Source organism: Nocardioides sp. J54 (assembly GCF_000519005.1).
Classification (GTDB): Bacteria; Actinomycetota; Actinomycetes; order Propionibacteriales; family Nocardioidaceae; genus Nocardioides.
In genome coordinates, this window is the sequence record NZ_JAER01000006.1 from 1 (window position 1) to 25,570 (window position 25,570).

Annotated in this window: 18 protein-coding genes; 11 read left to right on the forward strand and 7 right to left on the reverse strand. The window is 73.6% G+C overall.

The window, feature by feature from the left end; genetic code table 11:
* Nucleotides 1-291 precede the first annotated feature (291 nt).
* The 4 genes from NOCJ54_RS0105855 to NOCJ54_RS0105870 are packed head-to-tail and all read right to left on the reverse strand — an operon-like array spanning nt 292 to nt 4,254.
* Complete coding sequence (locus NOCJ54_RS0105855) at nt 292-1,671, reverse strand: cytochrome P450 (protein ID WP_084254952.1); 1,380 nt, start codon at nt 1,669-1,671, stop codon at nt 292-294.
* Nucleotides 1,668-2,444 carry an SDR family oxidoreductase gene (locus tag NOCJ54_RS0105860; protein WP_028654754.1) on the reverse strand — a complete coding sequence of 259 codons (777 nt, stop codon included), beginning with the start codon at nt 2,442-2,444 and terminating at the stop codon, nt 1,668-1,670. The genes NOCJ54_RS0105855 and NOCJ54_RS0105860 overlap by 4 nt, the downstream gene beginning before the upstream one ends.
* Nucleotides 2,444-3,679 carry a cytochrome P450 gene (locus NOCJ54_RS0105865; RefSeq protein WP_028654755.1) on the reverse strand — a complete coding sequence of 412 codons (1,236 nt, stop codon included), beginning with the start codon at nt 3,677-3,679 and terminating at the stop codon, nt 2,444-2,446. Before NOCJ54_RS0105865 ends, NOCJ54_RS0105860 begins: the two co-directional genes overlap by 1 nt.
* Nucleotides 3,676-4,254: a TetR/AcrR family transcriptional regulator gene (locus NOCJ54_RS0105870; RefSeq protein WP_028654756.1), complete on the reverse strand. Its 579-nt coding sequence runs from the start codon at nt 4,252-4,254 to the stop codon at nt 3,676-3,678. The genes NOCJ54_RS0105865 and NOCJ54_RS0105870 overlap by 4 nt, the downstream gene beginning before the upstream one ends.
* Nucleotides 4,255-4,344: 90 nt before the next feature.
* On the opposite strand from NOCJ54_RS0105870, the gene NOCJ54_RS24085 reads away from it, so the two are divergent.
* Genes NOCJ54_RS24085 through NOCJ54_RS0105885 form a run of 3 tightly spaced genes read left to right on the forward strand, consistent with a single transcriptional unit; the run spans nt 4,345 to nt 8,342 of the window.
* Entirely contained in the window at nt 4,345-6,180 is a 1,836-nt protein-coding gene (locus NOCJ54_RS24085; protein ID WP_084254953.1) for an N-acyl-D-amino-acid deacylase family protein, read from the forward strand.
* A gap of 33 nt (nt 6,181-6,213) precedes the next feature.
* Entirely contained in the window at nt 6,214-7,062 is an 849-nt protein-coding gene (locus NOCJ54_RS0105880) for an LLM class F420-dependent oxidoreductase (protein ID WP_028654757.1), read from the forward strand.
* An 8-nt stretch (nt 7,063-7,070) separates the two neighbouring features.
* Complete coding sequence (locus tag NOCJ54_RS0105885; RefSeq protein ID WP_232221689.1) at nt 7,071-8,342, forward strand: hypothetical protein; 1,272 nt, start codon at nt 7,071-7,073, stop codon at nt 8,340-8,342.
* 191 nt (nt 8,343-8,533) lie between these two features.
* Here NOCJ54_RS0105885 and NOCJ54_RS0105890 read toward each other — a convergent pair whose 3' ends face one another.
* Nucleotides 8,534-10,300, reverse strand: coding sequence for a hypothetical protein (locus NOCJ54_RS0105890; RefSeq protein ID WP_157514800.1), 1,767 nt, complete (start codon nt 10,298-10,300; stop codon nt 8,534-8,536).
* Nucleotides 10,301-10,485: 185 nt separating this feature from the next.
* Nucleotides 10,486-15,987, reverse strand: coding sequence for an ATP-binding protein (locus NOCJ54_RS0105895; protein WP_028654760.1), 5,502 nt, complete (start codon nt 15,985-15,987; stop codon nt 10,486-10,488).
* Nucleotides 15,988-16,171: 184 nt separating this feature from the next.
* Here NOCJ54_RS0105895 and NOCJ54_RS24090 point away from each other — a divergent pair, with 184 nt between their 5' ends.
* From NOCJ54_RS24090 to NOCJ54_RS28065, 3 genes are all read left to right on the forward strand, one after another.
* Nucleotides 16,172-17,947, forward strand: a complete 1,776-nt coding sequence (locus NOCJ54_RS24090; protein ID WP_036517042.1) for a sigma-70 family RNA polymerase sigma factor — start codon at nt 16,172-16,174, stop codon at nt 17,945-17,947.
* A 119-nt stretch (nt 17,948-18,066) separates the two neighbouring features.
* Entirely contained in the window at nt 18,067-18,717 is a 651-nt protein-coding gene (locus tag NOCJ54_RS0105905; RefSeq protein WP_051485519.1) for a sortase domain-containing protein, read from the forward strand.
* A 506-nt stretch (nt 18,718-19,223) separates the two neighbouring features.
* Nucleotides 19,224-19,916, forward strand: coding sequence for a hypothetical protein (locus tag NOCJ54_RS28065; RefSeq protein WP_028654762.1), 693 nt, complete (start codon nt 19,224-19,226; stop codon nt 19,914-19,916).
* A gap of 123 nt (nt 19,917-20,039) precedes the next feature.
* Here the strand turns inward: NOCJ54_RS28065 and NOCJ54_RS0105915 are convergent, their stop codons facing one another.
* The gene (locus NOCJ54_RS0105915) at nt 20,040-21,227 is read right to left on the reverse strand and encodes a saccharopine dehydrogenase family protein (RefSeq protein WP_028654763.1); all 1,188 of its coding nucleotides are present in this window, start codon (nt 21,225-21,227) and stop codon (nt 20,040-20,042) included.
* Nucleotides 21,228-21,322: 95 nt separating this feature from the next.
* Here NOCJ54_RS0105915 and NOCJ54_RS24100 point away from each other — a divergent pair, with 95 nt between their 5' ends.
* The 5 genes from NOCJ54_RS24100 to NOCJ54_RS0105940 are packed head-to-tail and all read left to right on the forward strand — an operon-like array spanning nt 21,323 to nt 25,530.
* On the forward strand, nt 21,323-21,859 hold the full coding sequence (locus NOCJ54_RS24100) for a SigE family RNA polymerase sigma factor (protein WP_036517043.1): 537 nt from the start codon (nt 21,323-21,325) through the stop codon (nt 21,857-21,859).
* On the forward strand, nt 21,856-23,826 hold the full coding sequence (locus NOCJ54_RS24105; protein ID WP_036517044.1) for a beta-propeller domain-containing protein: 1,971 nt from the start codon (nt 21,856-21,858) through the stop codon (nt 23,824-23,826). The genes NOCJ54_RS24100 and NOCJ54_RS24105 overlap by 4 nt, the downstream gene beginning before the upstream one ends.
* A 28-nt stretch (nt 23,827-23,854) precedes the next feature.
* Nucleotides 23,855-24,121 carry a DUF2277 domain-containing protein gene (locus NOCJ54_RS0105930; RefSeq protein ID WP_028654764.1) on the forward strand — a complete coding sequence of 89 codons (267 nt, stop codon included), beginning with the start codon at nt 23,855-23,857 and terminating at the stop codon, nt 24,119-24,121.
* The gene (locus NOCJ54_RS0105935) at nt 24,099-24,704 is read left to right on the forward strand and encodes a protein-L-isoaspartate O-methyltransferase family protein (protein WP_232221690.1); all 606 of its coding nucleotides are present in this window, start codon (nt 24,099-24,101) and stop codon (nt 24,702-24,704) included. The genes NOCJ54_RS0105930 and NOCJ54_RS0105935 overlap by 23 nt, the downstream gene beginning before the upstream one ends.
* 4 nt (nt 24,705-24,708) lie before the next feature.
* Nucleotides 24,709-25,530: a Sir2 family NAD-dependent protein deacetylase gene (locus tag NOCJ54_RS0105940; protein ID WP_028654766.1), complete on the forward strand. Its 822-nt coding sequence runs from the start codon at nt 24,709-24,711 to the stop codon at nt 25,528-25,530.
* The last annotated feature ends 40 nt before the right edge of the window (nt 25,531-25,570 follow it).

Consider the following 25,570-nt stretch of genomic DNA (forward strand, 5'->3'; position numbering starts at 1 on the left):
AGCGAGGAGCCGCACCCCGGTGGTTGAGGTGCGACGAGCGCCAGCGAGGAGCCGCACCCCGGTGGTTGAGGTGCGACGAGCGCCAGCGAGGAGCCTCGAAACCACCGGGCCTGCCAGGCGGACGGTGCCGGGCACAGTCGGGTGCATCGGGGCCGGAGGTTTCGAGGCTCGGCGCTAGCGCGCCTCGCACCTCAACCACCGGCGAGAGGCTCGGCGCTAGTCGCACCTCAACCACCGGCGAGAGGCTCGGCGCTAGCGCGCCTCGCGCCTCAACCACCGGCGAGAGGCGGGTCATCGCTGCCGCCTGCGGTAGCGGACCCGGGCGGGCTGGGCGAGCTGGATGACCATCTTGCTGAAGTCGTCCTGGTAGGAGTCGAGCGGCTGGACCGGCTCGAACTCGAAGTCGCGCAGGATCACCGAGAAGATCGCCTTCATCTGCATCATCGCGAAGGCGTTGCCGACGCAGCGGTGCTTGCCGGCGCCGAACGGGATCCACGTCCAGCGGTTCTGCAGGTCCTCCTGGCGCGGGTCGACGTAGCGGCCCGGGTCGAACTCGTCGGCCTTCGGGAAGTCCTCCTCGATCCGGTTCGACACCCGCGGCGATGCGGCGAGCACGGTGCCGGCGGGGATCGTCCGCCCGAGCAGGTCGAAGTCCTGCTGGACCAGGCGCATCAGGATGACCAGCGGCGGGTGCAGCCGCAGCGTCTCCTTGAGCGCCGACTCGAGAACCGGGATCGAGCGCAGCGCCTGGAAGGAGACCTCCGGCGCGTTGCCGTCGGCGTCGGGGGCGTAGAGGGCGTCCAGCTCGGCGACGACGTCCTGCATCACCCCGGGGTGGCGGAGCAGCTCGATCATCGCCCACGACGCGGTGCCCGACGAGGTGTGGTGGCCGGCGAACATCATCGAGATGAAGATGCCGGTGACCATGTCGGCGTCGTACCCGACGGCGATGAGGACGTCGAGCAGGTCGCGCTCCTCCTTCGGGATCTCGCCCTTCGCGATGCGGGCGGTGATGATCGCCTGCACCTTGGCGACGAGCTCCTCGCGGGCCTCGTCGCGGATCCGGAAGCTCTCGATGTCGGCGTAGGGGTCGACGTACGCGATCGCGTCGGTGCCACGCTCGAGGCGGTGGTAGACCTCGGCGAAGGAGCCGTCCAGCGCGTCGCGGAACGGCTTGCCGATGAGGCAGGAGGAGGTGGTGTAGATCGTCAGCTCGGCGAAGAAGTCGAGCAGGTCGATCTCGCCCTCCTCGCCCCACCCGGCGACCATCCGGCGGATCTCCGCCTCGATGGTCTGCGCGTGCCCGCGCATCATGTCGCCGCGCAGTGCCTGGTTCTTCAGCATCTGCTGGCGCTCCTCGGGGCTGGCGTCGAAGACGACGCCCTTGCCGAAGATCGGGGTCATGAAGGGGTACGCCGCAGCCTGGTCGAGCACGTCGTCAGGTGCGCGGAAGAAGGCCTCGTTGGCCTCGGCGCCGGTGACCAGCACGACCTGCTTGTCGGCGAGGCGGAACCGGCCGACGTCGCCGCACTCCTCGCGGACGCGGTGGAAGAGGCGGATCGGGTCGACCCGCATCTCCGGCAGGTGGCCGGTGCCCTTGATGATCGCCGGCACGTCGGCGCCCTGGTCGTCGACGACCATCGACACCTCGGGGATGTTCTCGAGACTCATCGGCGCTCCAGCGGGGCTTCGGGGTTCACGTCGACGGGGCTGAGGTGGATGCCCCGCGGCGTGCTGACGACGGTGGCGATGGCGTCCGCGACGGCGGTCGCCTTCATGAAGTGGGAGTGGCGGGCGTGACCCCACTTGACCCACTCGTTGAGGACCCGCGCGGCGGCGGCGGGGTCCCAGTCCATGCCCATCTCGCTCCACGTCGGCCCGGGGCGTACGACGGACGCCCGCACGCCGCTGCCCTCGAGCTCCATCTGCAGGGAGGCCACCAGCCCCTCCAGCCCGGACTTGGTGGCGCTGTAGCCGCCCATGAACGGACGGGCCCGGACGGCGGTGTCGGAGGAGACGAAGACGATGTCGCCGCGCTGCCGCTCGACCATGCCGGGCACGAACGCCCGGACGAGGCGGTGCGGGCCGAGCAGGTTGACGTCGACCTCGCGGGCGAGCCGCGCACTGTCGGTCTCCAGCAGCGAGCCGGGCCCGATGAGTGCGGCGTTGCTGACCACGACCTCGACGTCGCCCAGGTCGGCGGCCGCCTTGGCGGCGAACTCCTCGACCGACTCGTCGGAGGACACGTCGAGCGGGTGGGCGACGGCCTCGCCGCCGGCCTCACGGATCTCCGCGGCGATCTCCTCGCACAGGTCGACGCGGCGCGCGCCGAGGGCGACCGGGAAGCCCGCCGCGGCCAGGGCGCGGGCGGTCTCGGCCCCGATCCCGGACGAGGCGCCGGCGACGACGGCCGGACGCCGGTCGGGGTGCACGGGCTTGGGCATCAGCGGTTCCTCTCCGTGAAGGTGACCGGGAGCGAGGCGAAGCCGCGCACGCTGGTGGAGTGGACGCGGACCGCGCGGTCGGCGTGGACGTGGAAGTCGGAGACCCGACGGACCAGCTCCTCCAGGACCACCCGGGCCTCGAGCCGCGCGAGGTTGGCGCCGAGGCAGAAGTGGCGGCCGGTGCCGAAGCTGAGGATCTCGGAGAGCTCGGCCTTGTCGCGGTGGATGTCGTAGGTGGTGGGGTCGGTGAAGACCCGCTCGTCGCGGTTGGCGCTGCCCAGCAGGACCAGCGCCTTGGAGCCGGCGGGGATCCTCACCCCGGCGACCTCGACGTCCTCGACGACGTACCGCGCGAGCATCTGGCTGGAGGTGTCGTGGCGCAGCGTCTCCTCGATCCACGCCGGGACGAGGGCGATGTCGCCGAGCACCTGCGCCTTCTGCTCGGGCGCGGCGGCGAGGTGGAAGAGCGCGTTGCCGAGCAGCTTGGTGGTGGTCTCGTTGCCCGCGACGACCATCAGGAAGAGGAACGCCATGATCTCGCCGTCGGCGAGCTGGTCGCCCTCGAGCACGGTCTCGACGAGCGCCGAGGTGAGGTCGTCGCTGGGGGCGCGACGGCGCGCCCTGACCATCTCGCCGTAGTACTCGAACAGCGTGAAGGACGCCTCCACGCCGGCCTTCGGGACGTCGCGCACCCCGTCCTCGCGGTGCACCACGAGGTCGGCGAGGCGGCGGACCTCGTCGCGGTCGGCCTCCGGCACGCCCATCATCTCGGAGATGACGTCCATCGGGAGCTTGCCGGCGAAGTCGGCGATCCAGTCGGACTCGCCGTGCTCGGCGTTCGCCGCGAACGTGCGGGCCAGGTAGTGGTCGGTGAGTGCCTGGATCTGCGGCGTCAGCTCGCGCACCCGGCGCGGGGTGAACGCGGCGGAGACCAGCTTGCGAATGCGGGACTGCTCGGCGCCGTCGAGCCCGAGGAAGCTCATCACGCGGTGCGCCTCGGGGTTCCACGCCGACGCGTCGAGCGAGACGCCCATCCGGTTGGAGAAGACGGTGTCGTTGCGCAGCACGTCGAAGACGTCGCGGTGCCGCGAGATCACCCAGAGGTCGTCGGCGGCGGCATGGAAGACGGGCGCCTCGTCGCGCAGGCGCTGGTACGTCGGGTAGGGGTCGTCCTGGAAGGCGTAGTCGTAGGGGTCGAAGACGAGGTCCCCGGCCATGGAGAGGTCGGCGGTCATCGGTGGTCCCCCAGGATCGTGGCGACGACCGTGTCGAGGCGGTCGCCGAGGTCGGCGTAGGTGATCAGGCCCATGCCGGCCTGCAGCAGCGCGCCGGAGAACGCGAGCACGAGGGCGTCGACGAGCTCCGGCGTCGCGGCGTCGCCGAGCGCGGCCTCGAAGCGGGTGACGAACTCCGCGCCGATGCGCAGCCGCAGCCGGTCGACGTCGGGGTCGGAGCCGAGCAGGGCGACCGTGGCGCCCGCAGCCAGGTGCGGGTCGTGCTCGCAGAGCTCGGTGAGCGCCCGGGTCACGGCCTGGACCCGGGAGGTCGGCGACCCGCCGGTCGGTGTGGCCGGGGCGTCGTCGACCAGCCGCCGCCAGAACAGCTCGGCCAGCAGGTGGTTCTTCGAGGAGAAGTAGGTGTAGGCCGTGGCCGGCGAGACACCCGCCCGCATCGCCACCTGCCGCACGGTCAGGGCCTCGGGCCCGACCTCGGCCAGCTGCTCGAGGCCGGCCTCGAGCAACCGCTGCACGGTCGCCGCCTGCCGCTGGTTGAGCTGGCGCCGCGGCGAGCTGGTCAGTTGACTGGACACGTGTCCAACCTAGGACCGGGCAGCGAGCCGTGCAAGACATTTCTGGAACTTGTTCTAGATCCGGTCGAGCCGATCGCCTAGCGTGCTGGCATGCCAGCCGCACCCGTCACCCCTGCCTTCGACACGATCGTCCGCGGCGGTCTCTACTTCGACGGCGACGGCTCGCCCGCGCAGGTCCGCGACGTCGGCATCCGCGACGGCCGGGTGGCCGCCGTGTCGGCGACGCCGCTCGACACGACCGGGTGCCCCGACGTGGTCGACGCGCACGGCCGGTGGGTCGTCCCGGGCTTCCTCGACATCCACACCCACTACGACATCGAGGTCCTCGCCGGGCCGGCGCTGCTCGAGTCGCTGCGCCACGGCGTGACCACGGTCCTCCTCGGCTCGTGCTCGCTGTCGACCGTCCACGTCGGCGGCGTGGACGCCGGCGACCTCTTCGGGCGGGTCGAGGCGATCCCGCGGATGCACGCGATCCGCGCGGTCGAGGAGGCGAAGGACTGGGGCTCGGCGAGCGAGTACGTCGCCGCGCTCGAGCGCCGCGCACTGGGCCCGAACCTGGCGGCGTTCATCGGGCACTCCGACATGCGCACCGCGACGATGGGCCTGGACCGGGCCACCCGCCCGGAAGTGCGCCCGTCGGCCGCCGAGCAGCGACGGATGGAGCAGATGCTCACCGAGGCGCTCGACGCCGGGTTCGTCGGCATGTCCGCCCAGCAGCTGCTGTTCGACAAGCTCGACGGCGAGCGCTGCCGCTCGCGGACCCTGCCCTCGACGTACGCGAAGAGCCGGGAGATGCGCCGGCTGCGGCGGGTCCTGCGCGAGCGCGACCGGGTCATCCAGGCCGGGCCGGACGCCTCGCACCCGCACACGATCCTGCTGCAGGCCCTGGCATCGATCGGCGGCTGGTTCCGCAAGCCGCTGAAGACCTCGCTGCTCTCGGCGGCCGACCTCAAGGCGATCCCGTTCATCATCCACCTGATGCGCCTGCTCGCGGGGACGGTCAACCGGCTCGGGGCCGACTTCCGCTGGCAGCACCTTCCGGTGCCCTTCGAGGTCTACGCCGACGGCATCGACCTGGTGATCTTCGAGGAGTTCGGCTCCGGCGCGCAGGCGCTGCACCTGCAGGAGAAGGTCGCCCGCGACGAGCTGATGAAGGACCCGGCGTACCGCAAGGCGTTCCGCAAGGACTACGAGTCGAAGTTCGGCCCGCGGGTGTGGCACCGCGACTTCTTCGACGCCGAGATCGTCGCGTGCCCCGACCCCAGCGTGATCGGCAAGTCGTTCGGCCAGGTCGGCGTGGAGCGCGGCGGGCAGCACCCCGTCGACGCCTTCCTCGACCTCGTCGTCGAGCACGGCACGGCGGTGCGCTGGCGCACCACGATCTCCGGCCACCGCCCGCAGGTGCTGCGAAAGATCGCCCAGGAGAAGGGCGTGCAGATGGGCTTCTCCGACGCCGGGGCCCACCTGCGCAACATGGCTTTCTACAACTTCGGCCTGCGGCTGCTCAAGCACGCCCGCGACGCCGAGCGCGCCGGTCGTCCGTTCCTCAGCGCCGAGCGCGCGGTGCACCGCCTGACCGGCGAGCTCGCCGAGTGGTACGGCATCGACGCCGGCCGGATCCGCGAGGGCGACCGCGCCGACCTCGTCGTGCTCGACCCCGAGCGGCTCGACGCGACGCTCGAGGAGTACCACGAGGCCCCGGTGGCGGCGTACGACGGCCTCCCGCGGATGGTCAACCGCAACGACGCCACGGTGACGCACGTCTACGTCGGCGGGCGGGCGGTGTGGCACGGCAGCGCGCCGACCTCCCTGGTGGGCGGCGAGCGCACCGGCCGCTTCCTGCGGGCCGGCGTGGTCGACCGCGAGCCGCTGGCCGTCGCGGAGGCCCGTCCGGAGCAGGGCGTCGCCAACCAGACAGGTGTCTAGCGCAACGCTAGAACACGTTCTACTGTTGGCGTCATGCGCAACGGCATCGTCCTGTTCACGTCCGACCGCGGCATCACCCCGGCCCGCCTCGCGCAGGCGGCCGAGGAGCGCGGCTTCGACACCATCTACGTCCCCGAGCACACCCACATCCCGGTCCGCCGGGACGCGTTGCACCCGACCGGGGGCGAGGAGCTGCCGGACGACCGCTACCTGCGCACCCTCGACCCGTGGGTCTCGCTGGCCACCTGCGCGGCGGTCACCGAGCGGATCGGCCTGTCCACCGCGGTCGCGCTGCCCGTCGAGTCCGACCCGATCACCCTCGCCAAGACCCTCGCCACCCTCGACCACCTCTCCGGCGGCCGGGTCACCATCGGCGCCGGCTACGGCTGGAACACCGACGAGCTCAGCGACCACCACGTCCCGGCGGGCAAGCGGCGCACCGTGCTCCGGGAGTACCTCGAGGCGATGCGGGCGCTGTGGACCCAGGAGGAGGCGTCGTACGACGGGGAGTTCGTGTCCTTCGGCCCCAGCTGGGCCTACCCGAAGCCCCCGCAGGGCCGGATCCCGGTCATCATCGGTGCGGGCGGCGGGCCGAAGACGATGAAGTGGATCGCCGCGAACGCCGACGGGTGGATGACCACCCCGATCGAGACCGGCATCGCCGACAAGGCCGCGCTGCTGCGCAAGGAGTGGGCCGAGGCCGGCCGCGAGGGCGAGCCGGACGTGCGCATCCTGGTCGCGAAGAAGCCGACCGAGGAGGACTTCGCCGACTGGATGTCCGCCGGGGCCACCGAGCTGATCTGGGGCGTGCCCGACGCCGAGGAGGACAAGGTGCTCGCCTACCTCGACAAGATGGCCGCGCGCCTGGGGCTCGCGGGCTGAGCACCGGCATGACGACCGGCATGACCAGCCGCTACACCGACCTCAGCCGCGAGGAGCTCGCGGTCGTCGTACCCGAGCTGCTGCTGATCGGGCAGCTCATCGACCGCTCCGGCATGGCCTGGTGCATCGCCGCCTTCGGGCGCGAGGAGATGCTGCAGGTCGCCATCGAGGAGTGGGCGGCGGCGAGCCCGATCTACACCCGGCGGATGCAGCAGGCACTGGGCTACGCGCCCGCCGAGCCCGGCCGCGGCGACGTGGTCACGATCTTCAAGGGCCTGCAGCTCGACATCGGCGCTCCCCCGCAGTTCATGGACTTCCGGTTCACCGTGCACGACCCGTGGCGCGGGGAGTTCCGGCTCGACCACTGCGGCGCGCTGATGGACGTGGAGCCGATGGGCGAGGACTACGTGCGCGGCATGTGCCACGACATCGAGGACCCGACCTTCGACGCCACCGCGATCGCCACCAACCCGCACGCGCAGATCCGGCCGATCCACCGCCCGCCGCACAACAGCGCCGAGCGCGCGGGCGGGGCGCACTGCGCGTGGACGGTCACCATCGACGAGTCGCACCCGACGCCGGAGCCCGTGCCCGCGCTGGAGGTCAACGAGCGCTCCCGCGCGGCGACGCTCGCGCTGGACCCGATCGACCCGGCCGACGAGGGCCGCAGCGACTACTCCGGCCCGCTGCTCTCCGACCTCGACTTCGCCGCGTTCTCCCGCTCCGCGCTGGTGCGGATCGCCGACGAGGTCTGCCTGCAGATGCACCTGCTGGACCGCGCGTTCGCGCTCGCCGTCGCTGAGCGCACCGAGACCGACGGCGAGCTGGAGAAGCTGCGCCGCAAGCAGCTGGTCGGCGTCGCCGGCATCGGCGCCGAGCGCCTCGCCCGCGCCCTCGGCCTGCTCGGGACCGAGGACCCGGTCGCGGCGGCCGTGCGGCTGCTGTCCGTGCACCCGCTGCTCAACCCGGCTGCGTACGTCGACGCCTCGCTCACCGACGGCACCCTCGTCGTGCATCCCTCCCCCGCCCACGAGGACGAGGCGTGGATCTCCCTGTGCGGCCCCGCCAGGACCGGCGCCCTGCAGGCGGTCGTCCGCGCCGTCGACCCCCACCTGGACGTGGAGGTCGAACCGCTCGCTAACGAGGAGGGCTGGCGGGCGAGCGTGGTCCGTCGTACCGACCCGGCGCCGGAGGCCAGCGAGGTCGCCGTCACCCGCTTCAGCACCGGCGCCGGCTTCACCTTCCAGCCCCGCCGCTCCCTCCCCATCACCCCGGTCTGAGGCCCGCCCGGCTGCGGTAGTCCCGGGTCAAAAGCACCCTCGCATGGCGTGTCGCGGTGCTTTTGACCCGGGACTATCCCGGTCCGGCCGGGTACGGCGGCGCGGTAGTCCCTGACGAAAAGCACCGCGACACGCCGTCGGACGGTGCTTTTCGTCAGGGACTATCCCGGCGAGGAACCCGGGCCCGGCCGTCAGCCGACGAGGCGGGGGCGGCCGCAGTCGACGCTGGGGACGGCCTGGACGGTGCCGCCGGCAAGGTCGATGCCGAGGGTGCGCAGCAGGGGGTCGAGCAGCCAGCGGTCGAGGCCGCTCACCAGCGGGTTGACCAGGCCCTCGAGCACCAGCTTCGAGACCCAGTTCAGCAGGCTGCCGATGCCGAGGAACTCCAGCAGGGAGGAGAGCGGGCCGAGGCCGCCGAGCAGGGTGAGGTCGGTGAACGCCAGGTGCAGGGTCGGGATGCCGAGGCCGCCGACGGCGGCGGGCAGGAGCGCGGAGTAGTCGTCGCCGACGATGTCGAGGTCGACGACGCGGGTCGGCCGGCTGGTGCTCTGCCCGCTGCTGAGGGCGATGGTGCCGCTGACGACCTCGACGCCCTTCCAGCTCGACAGGCCGATGTCGAGCAGCGCGACCCGCAGCTTCGGCGAGGTCGGGTCACCGGCGCGCTGGCCGAGCCGCACGTCGACCCCGAGCAGGCCGCTGTCGATCAGGAGCTTGACCCGCTTGCCCTCCGACAGGCAGGTGATGCTCTGCGCCGTGGCGCTGGCGTCGGCGAGGGTGACCCGGATCGACAGCGGCACCTGCACCTTGACCAGGCCCAGGTCGAGGTTCACCGCGTTGCCGGACAGCTCGAGCTCGACCTGGGAGCTCTCGGCCTTGCCGCCGCACTGGACGACCGGGCGCTGGCCGACCTTCACCCGCACCGACAGGTCGACGAGGCTGGAACCGCCGGAGCCGAGGGGCAGCGGGACCTTGACGTTCAACGGGAGTGCGATGACGTTCTCGCCGTTGGCGATCGCGAGGGAGCCCGCGACGAGGTCGAGCAGGTCGAGCTTCACCTCGGCCGCCGCCTCCTGGTCGGTGTCGAGCTCGACGAGGTCGGACAGCGTGATGTCGATGTTCGAGACGTTCGCCTGCAGGCCGCCCATCACGTTGCGCAGCAGGTCGACCTCGGCGAGCCGGCCGCTCTGCCGCTCGAGCACGTTGACGGCGGCGAGCATCAGCCGGGACAGGCCGACGCCCACGCCGGCGGCCTTGGTGAACGACGCCACCGAGATGTCGGCGCCGACCAGGGCGTCGAGCTCCTCGATGAGCTCCAGCAGCGAGAGGTCGACGCCGGCGAGGCCGGACTCGGGGTCGAGGACCCGGGCCGAGAGGCCGCTGCCGAGCAGCTTGCCGAGCAGGGCGTCGAGGAGCCAGGACCGCCCGGTGTCCACCTGGGCGGCGTACGAGCTGACCTTGAGGCAGGCGACCTTCGCCGCGATGCCGACGGCGCTGCGCCGGGCGTCGCCGCGGCTGACCCCGGTGACACCGGAGAAGGCCATGGGTACGTCGTGGGCGACGGTGACCCGGATGCCGCCGGGCACGTCGGTGGCGGATGCCTGCTGCCAGCCGCCGTCGTCGCCGCGGACCACCAGCTGCCAGGTGACCGCGCCGGGCGGCAGGTCCCCGCCGACGCCGGTGGCGTTGCGGGCGACGCTGCGGTCCCGGGCGGTGTTGATCCGCTGGATGTCCGCGCTCGAGTAGCCGGAGACGGGCTTGCCGGTCAGCTCACGGGCGAGGTCGAGGGCGACCACGTCGGCGACGGCCTGGAGGTCGCGACGCAGCACCCGGTGCAGCCCGGCATCCACCGCGAGCACGCCGACCACCAGCAGCACGACGAGGCAGAACGACCCGAGCACCGCGACGGCGCCGCGCTCCCCGCGCTGCGCCCCCCTCCGGGCGCGCTCCAGCAAACCCACCGGGGCTCCCTCCCCTGTCCGGCCCGCCGAGCCGGCGACTCCCACGCCGACGCCGACGGACGTCTCCCGCGGGGGACGCTATCGGAGAAGTGGAGAACCCTTGTCAGGAGTCCCGTAACTGGAGTTGTGCCCTTGGTCACGCGAGACCGTACCCGGGCCGGGGGCGGGCCGGGCAGCGGGCCGGGTCAGCCGTGCAGCCCCTTCTCGATCGCGGCGACCACCTTCGGCCGCAGGTCGCTGGCCGCGATGACCTCGTCGACGGAGCCGACCTCGACTGCGCGGTGGATGTTGTGGACCGCGTCGAACTCGGCGGCGACCTCCGCGATCTTCTCGGCGCGCAGCTGGGCGCGCAGCTCGGCGAGCTCGACCACGAGCCGGCCTCGCTCCCCGTCCCCGGCGCCGTCGATGCAGGCCTCGAGCTCGGCGACCCGCGGGTCGGCGGCGGCGCGCTTGGCGACCTCGGCGGAGAAGACGACGGCCGCGGCGGGCGCGCCGCCGAGCACGGAGGCGTAGGAGCCCTCGATCGCCAGGACGGTCATCTCCGGGTTGAGCCGCTTGGAGAACACCACGAACGCGCCGCCGTGGTAGCGGGAGATCACGCAGAAGACGATCGGGCCGCGGAAGTTCACGATCGCGCGACCGATCTCGGCGCCGTACTCCAGCTGCAGGTTGCGCATCGACTCCGGTGAGCCGTCGAAGCCGGACAGGTTCGCCAGCACCACGAGCGGCCGGTTGCCGGAGGCGGCGTTGATCGCGCGGGCGACCTTCTTCGACGACCGCGGGAACAGGGTGCCCGCGGTGTAGGTGTCCGGGCCGTCGGTGGGCGGGAAGCCGGCGCGCGGCACCGGCCTGGACTCGATGCCGACGAGACTGACGGGGTAGCCGCCGATGCGGGTGTCGACGACCACCGCGGTGTCGGCGTCGGCCATGCCGGCCCAGCGCTCGAGCATCTCGTGGTCGGCATCGGCGAGCGCCCGCATCACGGTGCGGATGTCGAAGGGCCGCTTGCGGTCGGGGTTGTGCTCGGCGGAGAAGATCTCGCCGACGGTGGCGAAGTCGCCGCCGTGCGGGAAGCCCGACACGTCGCGGTCGACTGGGTCGCTGGAGGGCGCACGGCGCGGCCCCGGCTCCCCCGGTACGACGTAGGTGTGCTCGTAGTGCGACATCAGCACGTTGAACGCGCCGGCCAGGTCGGGCACCCAGTACTGCGCCTGGCCGTTCGGGCCCATGACCCGGTCGTAGCCGCCGATGCCGTGGTTGTCCTCCGCGGAGACGCCGCCGGAGAAGTCCAGCGACTGCTTGCCGGTGAGCACCATCGCGCTGTCCGGCGTCATCACGAGGATGCCCTTGGTGTGCATCAGCATCGTGGCCTCGGCGTTCCAGTAGGGCTGGGCGCCGACGTTGATGCCTGCGACGACGATGTTGATCTCACCACCGACCTGGGTGAACTCCACGATCCGGCGCAGCGCCGCGGCCACCCAGTCCATGTTCTCGGTGCCGCTCTCCATGGAGATGCGGGCGCCGGCGGACACGGCGAACCACTCGACGGGGACACCCATCTCCTCGGCGAGGTCGATCGCGGCCATGACGCGCGAGCACTCCGGCTCGGAGAGGGCGCCGAGCGACTTCAGCGGGTCGCCGCAGAGCACGACCCGGGTGATGCCCTCGGGGTGCAGCGCGGTCGGGGTGGTGACGACGGCGACGATCATGCCGGCGGTGTTCTGGCCCGGCGCCCGGTCGACCGGCACGAGGCGGCCGGAGGCGTCGAGGTCGTGCTCGACGACGGAGCCGCCGCCGGCGAGGACGGCCTGCAGCTCGTAGGGGTAGACCAGGCCACGGCGGCGGGCACGCAGCACCTTGCCGGTGTAGTCGTCGAGCGGCGCGAGCGGCTCGGTCGGCGGCTCGATGACGTCGGCGACGACGCCGGCGCCGGGCTTGGCGTGGAAGCGGATCGCCAGCGGCACCGGGGCGCCGCCGTCCGGGCCGGCGACGCGGCCCTCGGCGAGGACCTCCTCGATCCCGGCACCCTCGCTGAGAGGGGTGATCTTGCCCTGCAGCGCGGCGAGCTGGTCGAGGTCGGCGTCGACGACCGGCCACACCGTCACCCACACGTGGTTGACGTCGAGCTTGGTGCCCTCGCGGCCGCGGGCGGTGCGCACGCGGCGGATCGCCTCGAGGCAGTTCTCGACCGCGCGCTCGGCGTGCGGCAGCGCGATGACCCTGCCCTCGTCGTCGCGTACGACGGCGAGCTGGCGCACCTGCGCGGCGGCGACCAGGCGCCGGTCGGCGGGATTGTTGCGGGCGACGCACTCGTAGAGCAGGACGTCGTCGGGCGCGGCGAGCCGGGTGACGTCGAACTCGCGCAGCCGCCACAGGTTGAGCCGGCGCCCGACCATCGGGTGCATGCCGCGGACCAGGGTGTCCTCGACGAGCACGTCGCCGCCGGGGCGGAAGGTGAAGTAGCCGACCGGCTGCGGCGCGCTGGGGCACACCACGACGGAGACCCGGCGGGCGCGTTCCGCGAAGGGCTGCTCGGCCAGCATCTTGGCCAGCTCGGCAGAGACGTCGTCGGCCTCGGCCGGGGCGTCGGGCCAGCGCAGGTAGACCTCGACGACGTCGTCGTGGTCGTCGGTGAGCACCGAGCTGACGGCTGCCGCCAGCGGGCCGTCGGGGTCGGCGAGCTCGGCGACGTCACCGATCGTCGAGATGACCCGGGTGGCGCCCTTGTCGTCGGTGGCGTACTCGGCGTGCACGACGGGGCGGCCGTCGTGCTCCTGCGGGGAGCTGACGGTGAGGTCGTGGAGGTCGTACTCCAGGTAGTGACGCCGGATCAGCACCTCCAGCAGCGGCTCGCTCGTGGGCAGGCCGTCGCCGAGCCGGTCGCGCAGGAACCCGACGAGCGGCTCGGGGATCGCGGTGAGCGCGGCGATGCGCGCGTCGCGGTCGGCGGCCGCCGGGTCGGTGAGCGCCTCGACCTCGGCGGCGACGCCCTCGAGCACGGCGCGGCGCTCGTCGTCGACCAGCGGCTGGTCGAACCAGCTGAAGCGCACCGACCGGGCGAGGTCGCCGACGACGGCGAAGCGCAGCTGCGTGGCGCGGACCAGTCGCTCGAGCAGGGCGCGCACGGCGGCGCGGTCCTCGGCCTCGGGCGGCGGGTCGCCGAGCCAGCGCTGGAGGACGCCGACGGCGATCTCGACGTCGGAGGTGTGCTGCTGGGCGAGGAACACCCGGAACACGGCGCGCTCGAGGTCCGGCGTGCGGTCCAGGTCGGCGACCCCGTAGTGGCCGAGCACCCGCAGCAGCTTCTCCCGGAAGTGCTCGGGCAGGGCCCCGCGGTCGGGGTCGAGGCTGCGCAGGTAGGTGTGGAAGAACTCGCGCGAGCTGTGCACCCGCAGCTCAGCGGACGGCTCGTCACCCGCCGGGCGGTTGCGGCTGAGCTCGGCGAAGTCGGTGAAGAGGGACAGCAGGTCCATCTCCGTGCGCAGCGTGTCGGCCGGCGAGCCGGCGTCGCGGCAGGCGAGGTAGTCGGCCAGCAGCGCGGGACGCTGGTCCGGCTCGACGTCGTACCCGAGGAGCAGGCTGCTCAGCGCCGCGCGCGCCTCGGCGCAACGGCCGGACTCGGCGATCGGCAGCGGCTCGGGCAGGTCGAGGTCGACCTCGGCGCCACCGGCCTCCTGCTCCTCCGCGGCGTCGGCGGTGGGGTCGAGGCGCACCAGCGGCGCGCCGGTCTCGACCTGGCTGCCGACGCGGACCAGCAGCTCCTTGACCCGGCCGGTGAACGGCGCGGTGAGCGCGGTCTCCATCTTCATCGACTCGAGCACCAGCACCGGCTGCCCGGCAGCGACCTCGTCACCGACCGCGAGCGGGGTGGCGACGACGAGCGCCGGGGCGGGTGCGCGGACCATGCCGCCCTCGTCGCGGCTGATCCGGTGCATGACGTCGTCGACCTCGACGAGGTGGACGGTGCCGTGGCTGGCGGTGACGAGGCGGTAGCGGTGCCCGTCGACGGTGAGCCGGCCGTGCACCTCGTCGATCCGGTCGAGGTTGGCGGACACGGTGCGCTCGACCGCACCGGCGGTGATCGTGACGCGGTAGCGGGCGGGGCCGACCTGCTGCACGGTGAGTGCGTACGTCGTCCCGCGGAGCTTGAGCTCGATGGTGCGTGCCGGGTCGTGCTGGACCTGCGGCCGGCCGCCCTGGGCGGTGCGCAGCAGGTGCGCGATCTCGGCGCGCTCCTCCTCGTCGTACGCCTCGATGGCGGCGGCGACGAGCGCGATGCCGGAGTGGCGCGCGGCCTGGAGGCGGCCCTCGCCGCGGACCCGGTCGATCCAGCCGGTGTCGGCCCAGGCCGGCTCGCCGGTGGTGACCTCGGGCTGGTCGAGCAAGTCGAGGATGAAGCTCTTGTTGGTGGCACCGCCGTCGATGACGACCGTGGTCTCGGCCATCGCGCGGCGCAGGCGGGCGAGAGCCTGCTCGCGGTCGGCGCCCCACGCGATGACCTTGGCGATCATCGAGTCGAAGTCGGCGGGGATGGTGTCGCCCTCCGCGACGCCGGTGTCGACGCGGATGCCCGGCCCGGCGGGGAACTCCAGGCGGCTGATCCGGCCCGGGGCGGGGGCGAAGTCGCGGTCGGGGTCCTCGGCGTTGAGCCGCGCCTCGACGGCGTGGCCGCGCTCGTCGGGGCGCTCGCCGGACAGCGGGATCCCGCGGGCGACCTGGATCTGCAGCGCGACGAGGTCGGTGCCGGTGACCTCCTCGGTGATCGGGTGCTCCACCTGGAGGCGGGTGTTGACCTCGAGGAACGCGAAGGTGCGCTCGCCGGGGTGGTAGAGGAACTCGACGGTGCCGGCGCCGGCGTACCCGACCGCGTTGGCGAGCCGCTCCGCGGATGCCTTGAGGTCGGCGGTCTGGGCCTCCCCGAGCAGCGGGGAGGCGGACTCCTCGATGACCTTCTGGTTGCGGCGCTGGACCGAGCAGTCGCGCACGCCGATCGCCCACGCGGTGCCCTGGCCGTCGGCGATGACCTGCACCTCGACGTGGCGGGCGTCGGTGACCAGCTTCTCCAGGAACACCACGCCGCTGCCGAAGGCGCGCTCGGCCTCGTCGCGGGTGCGTTGGTAGGCGTCGGCGAGCTCGTCGGCGGTGGCCACCTTGCGGATGCCACGACCGCCGCCGCCGGCGGTGGCCTTGAGCATGAGCGGGTAGCCGATCTGCTCGGCGCTGGCCAGCGCCTCCTCGAGGGTGTCGACGCCGCCGCGGCTCCACGGGGCGACGGGGACGCCGACCTCCTCGGCGATGAGCTTCGAGCCGATCTTGTCGCCGAGCTTGCGCATCGCCTCGGCGCTGGGCCCGATGAAGGTGACGCCGAGCCGGTCGCACAGCTCGGCGAAGGCCGGGTCCTCGGCGACGAAGCCCCAGCCGACCCACGCCGCGTCGGCGCCGGTGCGGGCCAGGGCCTGCTCGAGGACGGCGAGGTCGAGGTACGGGCGGTCGGCGGCCGCGCCGAGCAGGTAGGCCTCGTCGGCCTCGCGGACGAAGGCGGCGCCGGCGTCGACGTCGGTGTAGAGCGCGATGGTGCGGATCGCCTCGCGGGCGCCGTGCCGGGCGTTCAGGTCGCGGACGGCGTGGATGAGCCGCATGGCCGCTTCACCGCGGTTGACGATGGCGATTCGAGAGACCTCTGGCACGCTCTCGACACTGCCAGCCCGGGCGGGGGCGGCGACACAACGGATCCCACAGGATTGGCGGCCGTTCGTTGTCGGTTCCATCCAGCGCCCCGCCGGGCGCCGGGGGCGACGCGATTTCAGGGGCAGAAAAGTGCAAGGCTCGCGACTCTGGCCGCTCACACCCGTGTGTCCCTACGATCTCGCCATGACTGCCGCGGCCGCGTTGCCCGACGACGCGACCCTGGTCGCCGGTGTGCTCGCCGGGGACCGGCAGGCCTTCGCCGGGGTGTACGAGAAGTACGCCGACCGGCTGCACGACTTCGCCTGGTCGATGCTGCGCAGCTCCGAGGAGGCGGCCGACTGCGTGGCCGACTCCTTCGTGGTGATGGCCGAGAAGGTCGGCCAGCTCCGCGACCCGTCCCGGCTGCGCCCGTGGCTCTACTCCGTCGTACGCAACGAGTGCCTGCGCACCCTGCGCGCCCGCGGCCGGGAGGCCCACGACGACGAGTGGCTGGAAGCCATGCCTGACCACGGACCGAGCCCCGAGGACGTGGTGGCCGACGACGCCCACCAGGCGGAGCTGCGCGAGCTCGTCTGGGCGGCCGTCGAGGGCCTCAACGACCGCGACCGGGCGCTCATCGACCTGCACCTGCGCCAGGGCCTGGAGGGGGCCGAGCTGGCGGCGGCGATGGACGTGACCCCGTCGAACGCCTACGTCATGCTCAGCCGTGCGCGCGACCAGGTCGAGCGGGCGCTGGGCGCACTGCTCATCGCCCGCAAGGGCAGCGACGACTGCGCCGACCTGGCGAGCGTGCTGAAGGACTGGGACGGCACCTTCTCCCCCCTCGTCCGCAAGCGGGTCGCACGCCACATCGACAACTGTGAGGTGTGCGAGAGCCGTCGCAGGCTGATGGTCAGCCCGCTGGCGCTGCTGGCGGGCGTGCCCGCCTTCGCCGCCCCGGCCGCGCTGCGCGACCGGGTGCTCGACAACGAGCGGCTCGTCGCGTTCTACGTCGACCAGCCAGCGGTGGCGCCCGCCTCGGGGCCTGGTGCTGCTGGTGCTGCCGGTGCTGGCGGTGCTGGCGGTGCTGCGGAGCGTGCCCGTCGGCGCAGCGGGCTCGTCGCGGCAGCGGCGGTCCTGCTCCTGCTCGCCGGGGTCGCGCTGGTCACCCTGCTGTGGCCCGGGGGCGACACCGACCTGGTCGCCGTCGACACCCCGACCAGCACGCTGGCGACGTCACCGGCGCCGGTCTCATCCTCGGCGCAGGGGACGGACCCGACCACCGGGGCCGGGAGCGACCCCGCCCCGACCAGCACCGCCACCGGGACGACGGGCACGACCGGGACGACCGGGTCCACCGACGGGACCGACGCGACCAGCGAGCCGACGACCGACAGCACCGTCGCCGCCGCGCCCGGCGAGCTGCGGCTCTCCACCCGCTCCATCGACCTCGGCTCGAGCGGCACCAGCGGCACCGTCCGGCTCTCCAACGTCGGGGGGAGCCCGGTGGACTTCACCGCCCGGGCACGCACCGCCTGGCTCTCGGTCTCCACCAGCGGCGGCCGGATCGCGGCCGACGGGTCGACCGGCCTGCGGGTCAGCGCCAGCCGCTCCGGGCTGTCCGAGGGCACGCACCGCGGCCAGGTCGAGGTGACCTGGTCCGGCGGCACCGAGCTGGTCACCGTCACCCTGCGGGTGAACCGCCCGCCGGTCGTCGGCACCATCACCGCCGGCGCCACCAGCTGCAGCATCCCGGTCACCGCCGAGGTCAGCGACGGCACCGGCGTCCAGTCCGTCCGGGTCACCTGGTCGGGCTCCGCGAACGGCCAGGCCACCGCCACCCGCTCCGGCGGCCGCTGGCGGGCGAGCATCCCGGTCGCCGTCGGCGGCAGCGTGACGGTCACCTTCACCGCGACCGACACCGCCGGGCTGCGCTCGACGCGGTCGCGGACCTTCTCCTTCGACCCCTGCCCGGGCTGATCCTGCGGGGCTGATCCTGCGGGGCTGGTCCGGCGGGGCTGGTCCGGGGCTGGTCTGGGGCTGGTCCAGGGCCCCGGGAAGAAGTTGCAAGGTCCGCCGCTGTGTCGGCTCCTACCTGCATGAGCCACACGCGCACCCGCCTCGCCGACCTGGTCCTCCTCGTCGGGCTGGTCGCAGGCCTGGCGGCGCTCGCGGCCGGTGTGCTGCCCGGTGTGCTGCCCGGCCTGCAGCGCGAGGAGGAACCGGCGGCCGTCGTACCTGCTCCGCCGGCGCTGGCGCTGCCACCGGCTCCCCCGGTCCCCGCCGCGCCGACGCCGCCCGAGCGCGTGACGGCACCGACCCGGATCGAGGTCCCGGTCATCGGCGTGGACGAGCCGCTCACCGGCCGGGGCCTGGCGGCCGACGGCTCGCTCGACACCCCGGAGTTCGGCACGGCGGCGTGGTACTCCCCCGGCCCGCGCCCCGGCGAGCCCGGCGGCGCGGTGGTCGTCGCCCACGTGCACGGCCCCGACGGCCCCGACGTGTTCTGGGACCTCGCCACCCTCGAGCCGGGCGACACCGTCCGCGTGCACCGCCGCGGCGCCGTGGCGACCTTCGTGGTCGAGGACGTCGAGGACGTGCCGAAGGAGCAGCTGCCCTACGCGCGGATCTGGCCGGCGACCGAGGAGCCACTGCTGCGGCTGATCACCTGCGGCGGGACCCGTACGGCGGACGGCTACCCCGACAACACGATCGTCTACGCGCGCCTGGTCGGAACCGAGCGGCGCTGAGCTGGTCGGGGCGGTCGGCTGGTGGCTGGGGGCGGTGGGCCGGGGGCGGTGGGCCGGTGGCCGCCATGTAACACGTCGTTCGCTGACCTCCCCGCCCGTTCACCGCGCCCCAGCGGCGCGTCACCCGGCATGTCGCGCGGTCAACGGGCTGCCACAGCCGCGAACCACGTGTTACAGCCCGCCCGGCCCGCCGACGTACGCCGCCCCGCCATGCAACACGTCGTCCACCGACCTCCCCGCCCGCTCACCGCGCCCCACCGGCGCGTCACCCGGCGTGTCGCGCGGCCAACGGGCTGCCACAGCCGCGAACCACGTGTTGCAGCGCGCGTCAGCCCCCCCACCACCACCCGGCCCCGGCCCGCACCGCCAGGCAGGCACCGCCGAACCCCTCCCGACCAGCCCGAAAGAACTTCCGCGGAAAAGCTGCAAGGTCCCGAACCCCCGCTGCTCCTACTCCCAACGAACACGAACCGGGCCCGCACCGGCCCACCACACCAGGAGCAGACATGAACACCACCGCCCGCACCGCCCTCCGCCTCCTCGTCGCCACCCCGATCGCGGCCGCCGCGATCGCCGTCGGCGGCGGGGTCGCCCACGCCGACGGGTTCGGGCCCGGCCCGATCGTCGTCGCGATCCCCGGTGACGGGGAGCCGACCGGCCCGGGCGGCTTCACGAACCCCGAGCCCGAGCCGAAGCCGGACCCGAAGCCGGAGGGTCCGGGTGGCTTCACGAACCCCGAGCCCGGCCCGAAGCCGGACCCGAAGCCGGAGGGCCCCGGCGGGTTCACCAACCCCGAGCCCGGCCCGAAGCCGGACCCGAAGCCCGAGGGCCCCGGTGAGATCACCGCCGGCGAGGACGACGGCCCGCGCCCCGACGGCCCGGACGACCTCGCCCACCCCGAGGAGGGTGACCAGCCTGAGGACCAGCCCCAGGACCAGCCCGGTGACGAGCCGGCCGACGAGCCCACCGCGGAGGACGGCGGCAAGGGCGAGCTCCCGGACGACCGGACGGACGTCAAGGACGTCGACGAGGTCGGCGGCGTGACCGAGGCGGTGCCGGTCCCGACCCGCATCGATGCCGGCTCCGCCGACGCCGGTGAGCCCGACCTGGGCCTCACCTTCGGCCTCGCCGGCGGCGGCCTGCTGGCCGCGGCGGCAGCCCTGCTCGCCCGGCAGCGCCTGGTCCGCCGCCAGCGCTGACCTGCCCCCTCAGCATGGGTTGAGGAGTGGGGCCGCAACCCATCCGCACGACGGCCGCCCGGTCACCCGGGCGGCCGTCGTCGTGCTGTCAGGGGCTCTTCCGACCGTACGACGGAGCGCCGGTCAGACCCGCTCGAAGGCGATCCCCGCCCGCTGCAGCCGGGCGAGCAGCGCATCGCCCATCGCGGTGGCGGTGGTGACCTGGCCGGAGACGTTCGGGTTCTCGTCGAGGGCCAGGCAGATGGCCGACTCGGCCAGCATCTTCGCGGTCTCGGTGTAGCCGGGGTCGCCGCCGGAGACGCGGGTGTGCACCGTGTGCCCGCCGCTCTCGGCGACGAAGTCGACGGTGAACCATGACTTCTCCCGCCGCCCCTCGGACGGGCCCTGACCCTGCGGCACCCGCTTGAGCAGCGCGTTGCGCAGCGGCGGCACCTGCGAGGCGAGGGTGAGGCCGGTGGCGCCGATCGCGCCGCCCGCCGCGTAGCGCAGGGTCTTCGTCCCTGCGTAGTGGGAGTAGGTGAACGCCGGGCCGTAGGCCGGCAGCGCGGCCCCGCTGCGCGCCACGACGAACGGGTCGATGGTCGGCAGCGGGAGCAGCCAGTAGCCGAGGTCGCGGTCGCGACGCGGTGCGCTGGCCGAGGCGCGGGAGCGGCGGCCCTCGGGGCGCGGCTCCATCCGGCGCCGGGCGCTGGACGCCTCCTTCATCTGCCGCGCGCGCGAGAAGGCGGTCAGCGCGGAGTGGAAGGTGCCGCCGGAGAAGCTGGCCTTCGACCGCACCACGCCGCGCATGGTGACCGGCGCGGTGATCTCCCCGCCGACCTCGCGGGCGAGCTCCTTGATCGTGAAGTACGCGCCGAGGTCGTGCGGGATCGAGTCGAACCCGCAGCAGTGCACGAGCCGGGCGCCCGAGCCCTCCGCGGCGGCGTTGTGCTCGACGTAGGTGCGGTCGACGAACTCCGGCTCCCCGGTCAGGTCGACGTAGTCGGTGCCAGCGACGGCGCACGCGGCGACCAGCGGGCCGCCGTACTGGACGTAGGGCCCGACCGTCGTGGCGACCACCTTGGTCGTCGCGACGACCTCGGCGAGCGCGTCGGGGTCGGCGGCGTCGGCGACGAGCAGCGGCAGGTCGGCCAGGTCCGGCCGGGTGGCGGCGAGCCGGTCGCGGACCTGCTCGAGCTTCCGCTCGTTGCGCCCGGCGATGGCCCAGCGCAGGTCGCCGCCGTGCGCGGCGAGGTAGTCGGCGGTCAGGCCGCCGGTGAAGCCGGTGGCGCCGAACAGGACGACGTCGTACGGGCGGGAGCTCTCAACCATGTCGGCGAGTCTTGCACCCCGGATGGAACCTCACGCAAGGCTCGACCCGTCTCACCCATGACAGATCATTGCCAGCACGAACGACCGGAGCGCACGTGGACCCAGGGAACGAGTCGGACTACGCCGACTACGTCGAGCAGGCATGGCCCTCGCTCGTGCGCGCCGCCGTCTTCCTCGGCGCCCGGCCGGACGAGGCCGAGGACCTCGCGCAGACCACCCTGGTCCGCTGCTACACCGGCTGGGACCGGGTGCGCAGCGCCGACAACCGCGACGCCTACGTCTACCGGATGCTGCTCAACTGCCTGCGCGACAGCCGCCGGACCCGGTGGTGGAAGGACCGGCGGTACGACGACCCGCTGGCCCTCGAGCAGCAGGACGCCCGCCGCGCCCGCTCCGGCGGGGACGCCACCGAGCGGGTCGCGATCGCCGACGCCGTGCACCGCGCGCTGGGTGGGCTGTCGAAGCCGAACCGGGACGTCGTGGTGCTCCGCTACTTCGTCCAGCTCAGCGAGAAGCAGACCGCGGCCGTGCTCGGCGTGCCGGCGGGGACGGTGAAGAGCCGGCTCTCCCGGGCGCTGGCCCACCTCGCCACCAACGACCACCTCCTCGACATCGCGGGAGAGCGACAGTGACCGACCTCGAGAACCTCTGGGACGATTACCCGACCGGCAAGGCGCCGGTGACCGCGATCCTCGCCGCGGCCGTGGGTGAGCGGCGCCGGCGCCGCCGGCTGCTGGTCCGGCCGCTGCTCACGGCGGGCGTGGCGACCGGCGTCGCCGGGGCGTTCGTCGCCGGCACCCTCGTCGGCGGGTCCGGGCCCGGCACCCCGGGCGGGACCGCCCTGCCGGAGCGGGTCGCCTTCAAGGCCGACCTCGAGCCGGCGGCCTCGTGCGACGAGCTGCTGGCGAGCTACGTGCGCCGCGGCAAGGAGCGGGTGACGGCGTGGGGGTGGGACGACTTCAGGGTGGCCCTCGGGGCGCACGGGCGTGAGGGGCCGGTCGCCGACCGAGCCGTCAACGAGCTGTCTGGCCGCACAGCCGGACAGGTGCCGAAGGCGCAGCGCGCCACCAGCAGCGACACCGGCACCAACGTGCAGGAGGCCGGCGTCGACGAGCCCGACACGGTGAAGACCGACGGCTCGGTCCTGGTCACCGTCCGCGACGACGACCTTGTGACCTGGGACGTGACGGGCGCGAGCACCGAACGGCTCTCCTCGGTCCGCCTCGACGGCATCGAGTCCGCCGAGCTGCTGCTGGCCGGCGACACGGTCGTCGCCATCGGCGCCGACGCCGGCGCCCCGCCCGAGGCCCCGGGCACGCGGGTGCTGACGATCAGCCTCGCCGACCCGGCCGAGCCCGAGGTCGTCGCCGACGTCAGCTACGACGCCGCCCTGCTGTCCGCCCGGCAGCACGGCGACACCGTCCGCCTCGTCCTCGAGTCCGGCCTCCCCGACCTCGACTTCGTCGAGCCGCGCGGACGCCGCACCGACCAGGCAGCCCTGCGCCGCAACCGGCAGGTCGTCGAGGAGTCGACGATCGAGGACTGGCTGCCCACCATCACCACGGATGGCGACAGCCGGCAGCTGCTGGACTGCACCGACGTCGCCATCCCGTCCGACGACCTCGGGCTCGCCACCACCAGCATCGTCGGCCTCGACCTCGCCAGCGCGGCCGAGCCGGACGCGATCGGCCTGGCCGGGCGCACCGGCATCGCCTACGAGTCGGCCGACCACCTCTACCTCGCGACCCGCGCCGGCTGGGACGGCTGGGATGGCAGCTGCCTCGACTGGTGCCGGGGCGCGCCGACCCGCACCTCCGGCACGACCCACGTCTTCGACTTCGAGCTCGCCGGCTCGGCCGCCACCCACGTCGCGTCCGGCGAGGTCGAGGGCGCGGTCCGCGACCGCTGGTCGGTCGACGAGGCCGACGGGGTGCTGCGGCTCGCGCTCGGGCCGACCAGCGAGACCGGCGACTTCAACTCCGTCGTCACGCTGCGCCGCGAGGGCGAGCAGCTCGTCGAGCACGGTCGCCTGGACCGGCTCGGCCCGCGCGAGGACATCACGTCCGTCCGCTGGTTCGACGACCTCGCCATCGTGGTGACCTTCCGCCGCGTCGACCCGCTCTACGCCGTCGACCTCACCGACTCCTCCCGCCCGCGGCTGCTCGGCAAGCTGAAGGTGCCCGGCTTCTCGTCGTACCTCCACCCGCTGGGGAGCTGGCGGATGGTCGGCGTGGGCGAGGGCCCCGACGGCAAGGGCGGCTGGGGCGCGCAGGTCGGGCTCTTCGACGTCCGCGACATCACCGACGTGCGCCGGCTCGACGTGCACAGCTACGGCCGGTCGTTCCGCGCGCTGGCCGGAACCGACCCGCGGGCGTTCACGTGGCTGCCCGACGAGCGGACCGTGGTGACCGTGCTCGAGAGGCGCGCACGCACCCGGGTGGGCTACGTGTCGATCATCCGCCTCGTCGACGGCGAGCTGCGCCAGCGCCTGCAGCAGGTGGAGTACGGCGCGGACGTCGACCTCGTGCGCGCCGTGCCCCTGCCCGACGGGCGGGTGGTGCTGGTGACCGGCGAGCAGGCGCAGTTCCTGGAGCCGTGAGGCCCGCTCCCCGGCGTACGGTGGAGGCATGTGCCGCAACATCCGTCCGCTCAACAACTTCGAGCCGCCGGCCACCAGCGAGGAGGTGACGGCTGCCGCCCTGCAGTTCGTGCGCAAGGTCAGCGGGACGACGAAGCCGAGCCAGGCCAACCAGGCGGCGTTCGACCAGGCGGTGCACGACATCGCCCACATCACCCAGCACCTGCTCGACAACCTGGTCACCACGGCGCCGCCGAAGAACCGGGAGGTCGAGGCCGAGAAGGCCCGCGAGCGTGCCCGGCTCCGGTACGGCTGAGGGCCCCGACGACCCCCGCGCCCGGGTCGCCGCCGCGATGGAGGCGGTCCCCCGGGAGCACTTCCTGCCGGCCGACCAGCGGCGCTTCGCCGGCGTCGACCGTGCCCTGCCCATCGGGCACGACGTCACGAACTCGCAGCCGTCGACGGTGCGCGCGATGCTCGAGCTCCTCGACGCCCGCCCCGGCCACCGGGTGCTGGACGTCGGCTGCGGGTCCGGCTGGACCACCGCGCTGCTCGCCCACCTGACCGCGCCCGACGGCCACGTCACCGGCGTCGAGATCCTGCCCGAGGTCATGGCGCTGGGTGCGCGCCACCTCGCGGCCCTCGGCCCGCCACCCGGCGTCGAGCTGCACGAGGCCCGGCCCGGCGTGCTCGGCTGGCCCGACGGCGCGCCCTACGACCGGGTGCTGGTCTCCGCCGACGCCGAGCACGTGCCGCTCGCGCTGGTGGAGCAGCTCACCCCGGACGGCACCTTCGTCGGGCCGGTGCGCGGGCGGATGCTGCGGATCCGCCGGCAGCCCGGGGCCGAGCCGCTCGTCGAGGAGCACGGCCGCTACGTCTTCGTCCCGCTCGTATCCTGAACCGGTGACGCTCCTCGGCCAGCAGGACCCCGCGCTGGAGCGGTGCGCCGCCGGCCCGCTGGTGCTGCTGACCGGCGCCGGGCTCTCGACCGACTCCGGCATCCCGGACTACCGGGGCCCGGGTGCCCCGGCCCGCACCCCGATGACCTACCAGGAGTTCGTCTCCGGTCCCGCTGCCCAGCAGCGGTACTGGGCGCGCAGCCACCTCGGCTGGTCCCGGATGAAGCGGGCGGAGCCGAACGCCGGGCACCGCGCGGTCGCCGCGCTCGGGGCGGAGCTGGTCATCACGCAGAACGTCGACGGCCTGCACGAGGCTGCGGGGACGCCGCGCACGGTCGCGCTGCACGGCCGGATCGCCGACATCGTGTGTCTGGCCTGCCGTCGTACGACGTCGCGGGCTGGGCTGCAGCAGCGGCTCGAGGACGCCAACCCGGGCTGGGCGGCCACGCACGCCGACGTGGCGGTGCGACCCGACGGCGACGTCGACCTCGAGGACACCCACGGGTTCGTCGTGCCGGCGTGCGAGGACTGCGGCGGCGTGCTCAAGCCGGACGTGGTCTTCTTCGGGGAGAACGTGCCGAAGCCGCGGGTGGAGTGCTGCTACGCAGCCGTCGAGGCCCTGGTCGGCTCCGACGGCTGCCTGCTCGTCGCCGGCTCCAGCCTGACCGTGATGAGCGGCCTGCGCTTCGTGCGCCGCGCCGCCCAGCTCGGCATCCCGGTGGTGATCGTCAACCGCGGCCCGACCCGCGGCGACGACCTGGCCGCGCACAAGGTCGACACCGGCACCAGCGAGTGGCTCTCGGCCCTCGCCGAGGTGCGCTGCTGAACGCAGTCGATCTGCGCGGGACGAAGCCGGCCCGGAGCCG

Excerpts from the sequence above, each read along its gene's own strand:
- NOCJ54_RS0105905 (WP_051485519.1), top strand. The coding sequence starts at position 18,067 with ATGAGCCACACGCGCACCCGCCTCGCCGACCTGGTCCTCCTCGTCGGG.
- NOCJ54_RS0105880 (WP_028654757.1), top strand. The coding sequence starts at position 6,214 with ATGCGCAACGGCATCGTCCTGTTCACGTCCGACCGCGGCATCACCCCG.
- NOCJ54_RS0105930 (WP_028654764.1), top strand. The coding sequence starts at position 23,855 with ATGTGCCGCAACATCCGTCCGCTCAACAACTTCGAGCCGCCGGCCACC.
- NOCJ54_RS0105915 (WP_028654763.1), bottom strand. The coding sequence starts at position 21,227 with ATGGTTGAGAGCTCCCGCCCGTACGACGTCGTCCTGTTCGGCGCCACC.
- NOCJ54_RS24085 (WP_084254953.1), top strand. The coding sequence starts at position 4,345 with ATGCCAGCCGCACCCGTCACCCCTGCCTTCGACACGATCGTCCGCGGC.
- NOCJ54_RS0105855 (WP_084254952.1), bottom strand. The coding sequence starts at position 1,671 with ATGAGTCTCGAGAACATCCCCGAGGTGTCGATGGTCGTCGACGACCAG.
- NOCJ54_RS24090 (WP_036517042.1), top strand. The coding sequence starts at position 16,172 with ATGACTGCCGCGGCCGCGTTGCCCGACGACGCGACCCTGGTCGCCGGT.
- NOCJ54_RS0105860 (WP_028654754.1), bottom strand. The coding sequence starts at position 2,444 with ATGCCCAAGCCCGTGCACCCCGACCGGCGTCCGGCCGTCGTCGCCGGC.
- NOCJ54_RS0105885 (WP_232221689.1), top strand. The coding sequence starts at position 7,071 with ATGACGACCGGCATGACCAGCCGCTACACCGACCTCAGCCGCGAGGAG.
- NOCJ54_RS28065 (WP_028654762.1), top strand. The coding sequence starts at position 19,224 with ATGAACACCACCGCCCGCACCGCCCTCCGCCTCCTCGTCGCCACCCCG.
- NOCJ54_RS0105865 (WP_028654755.1), bottom strand. The coding sequence starts at position 3,679 with ATGACCGCCGACCTCTCCATGGCCGGGGACCTCGTCTTCGACCCCTAC.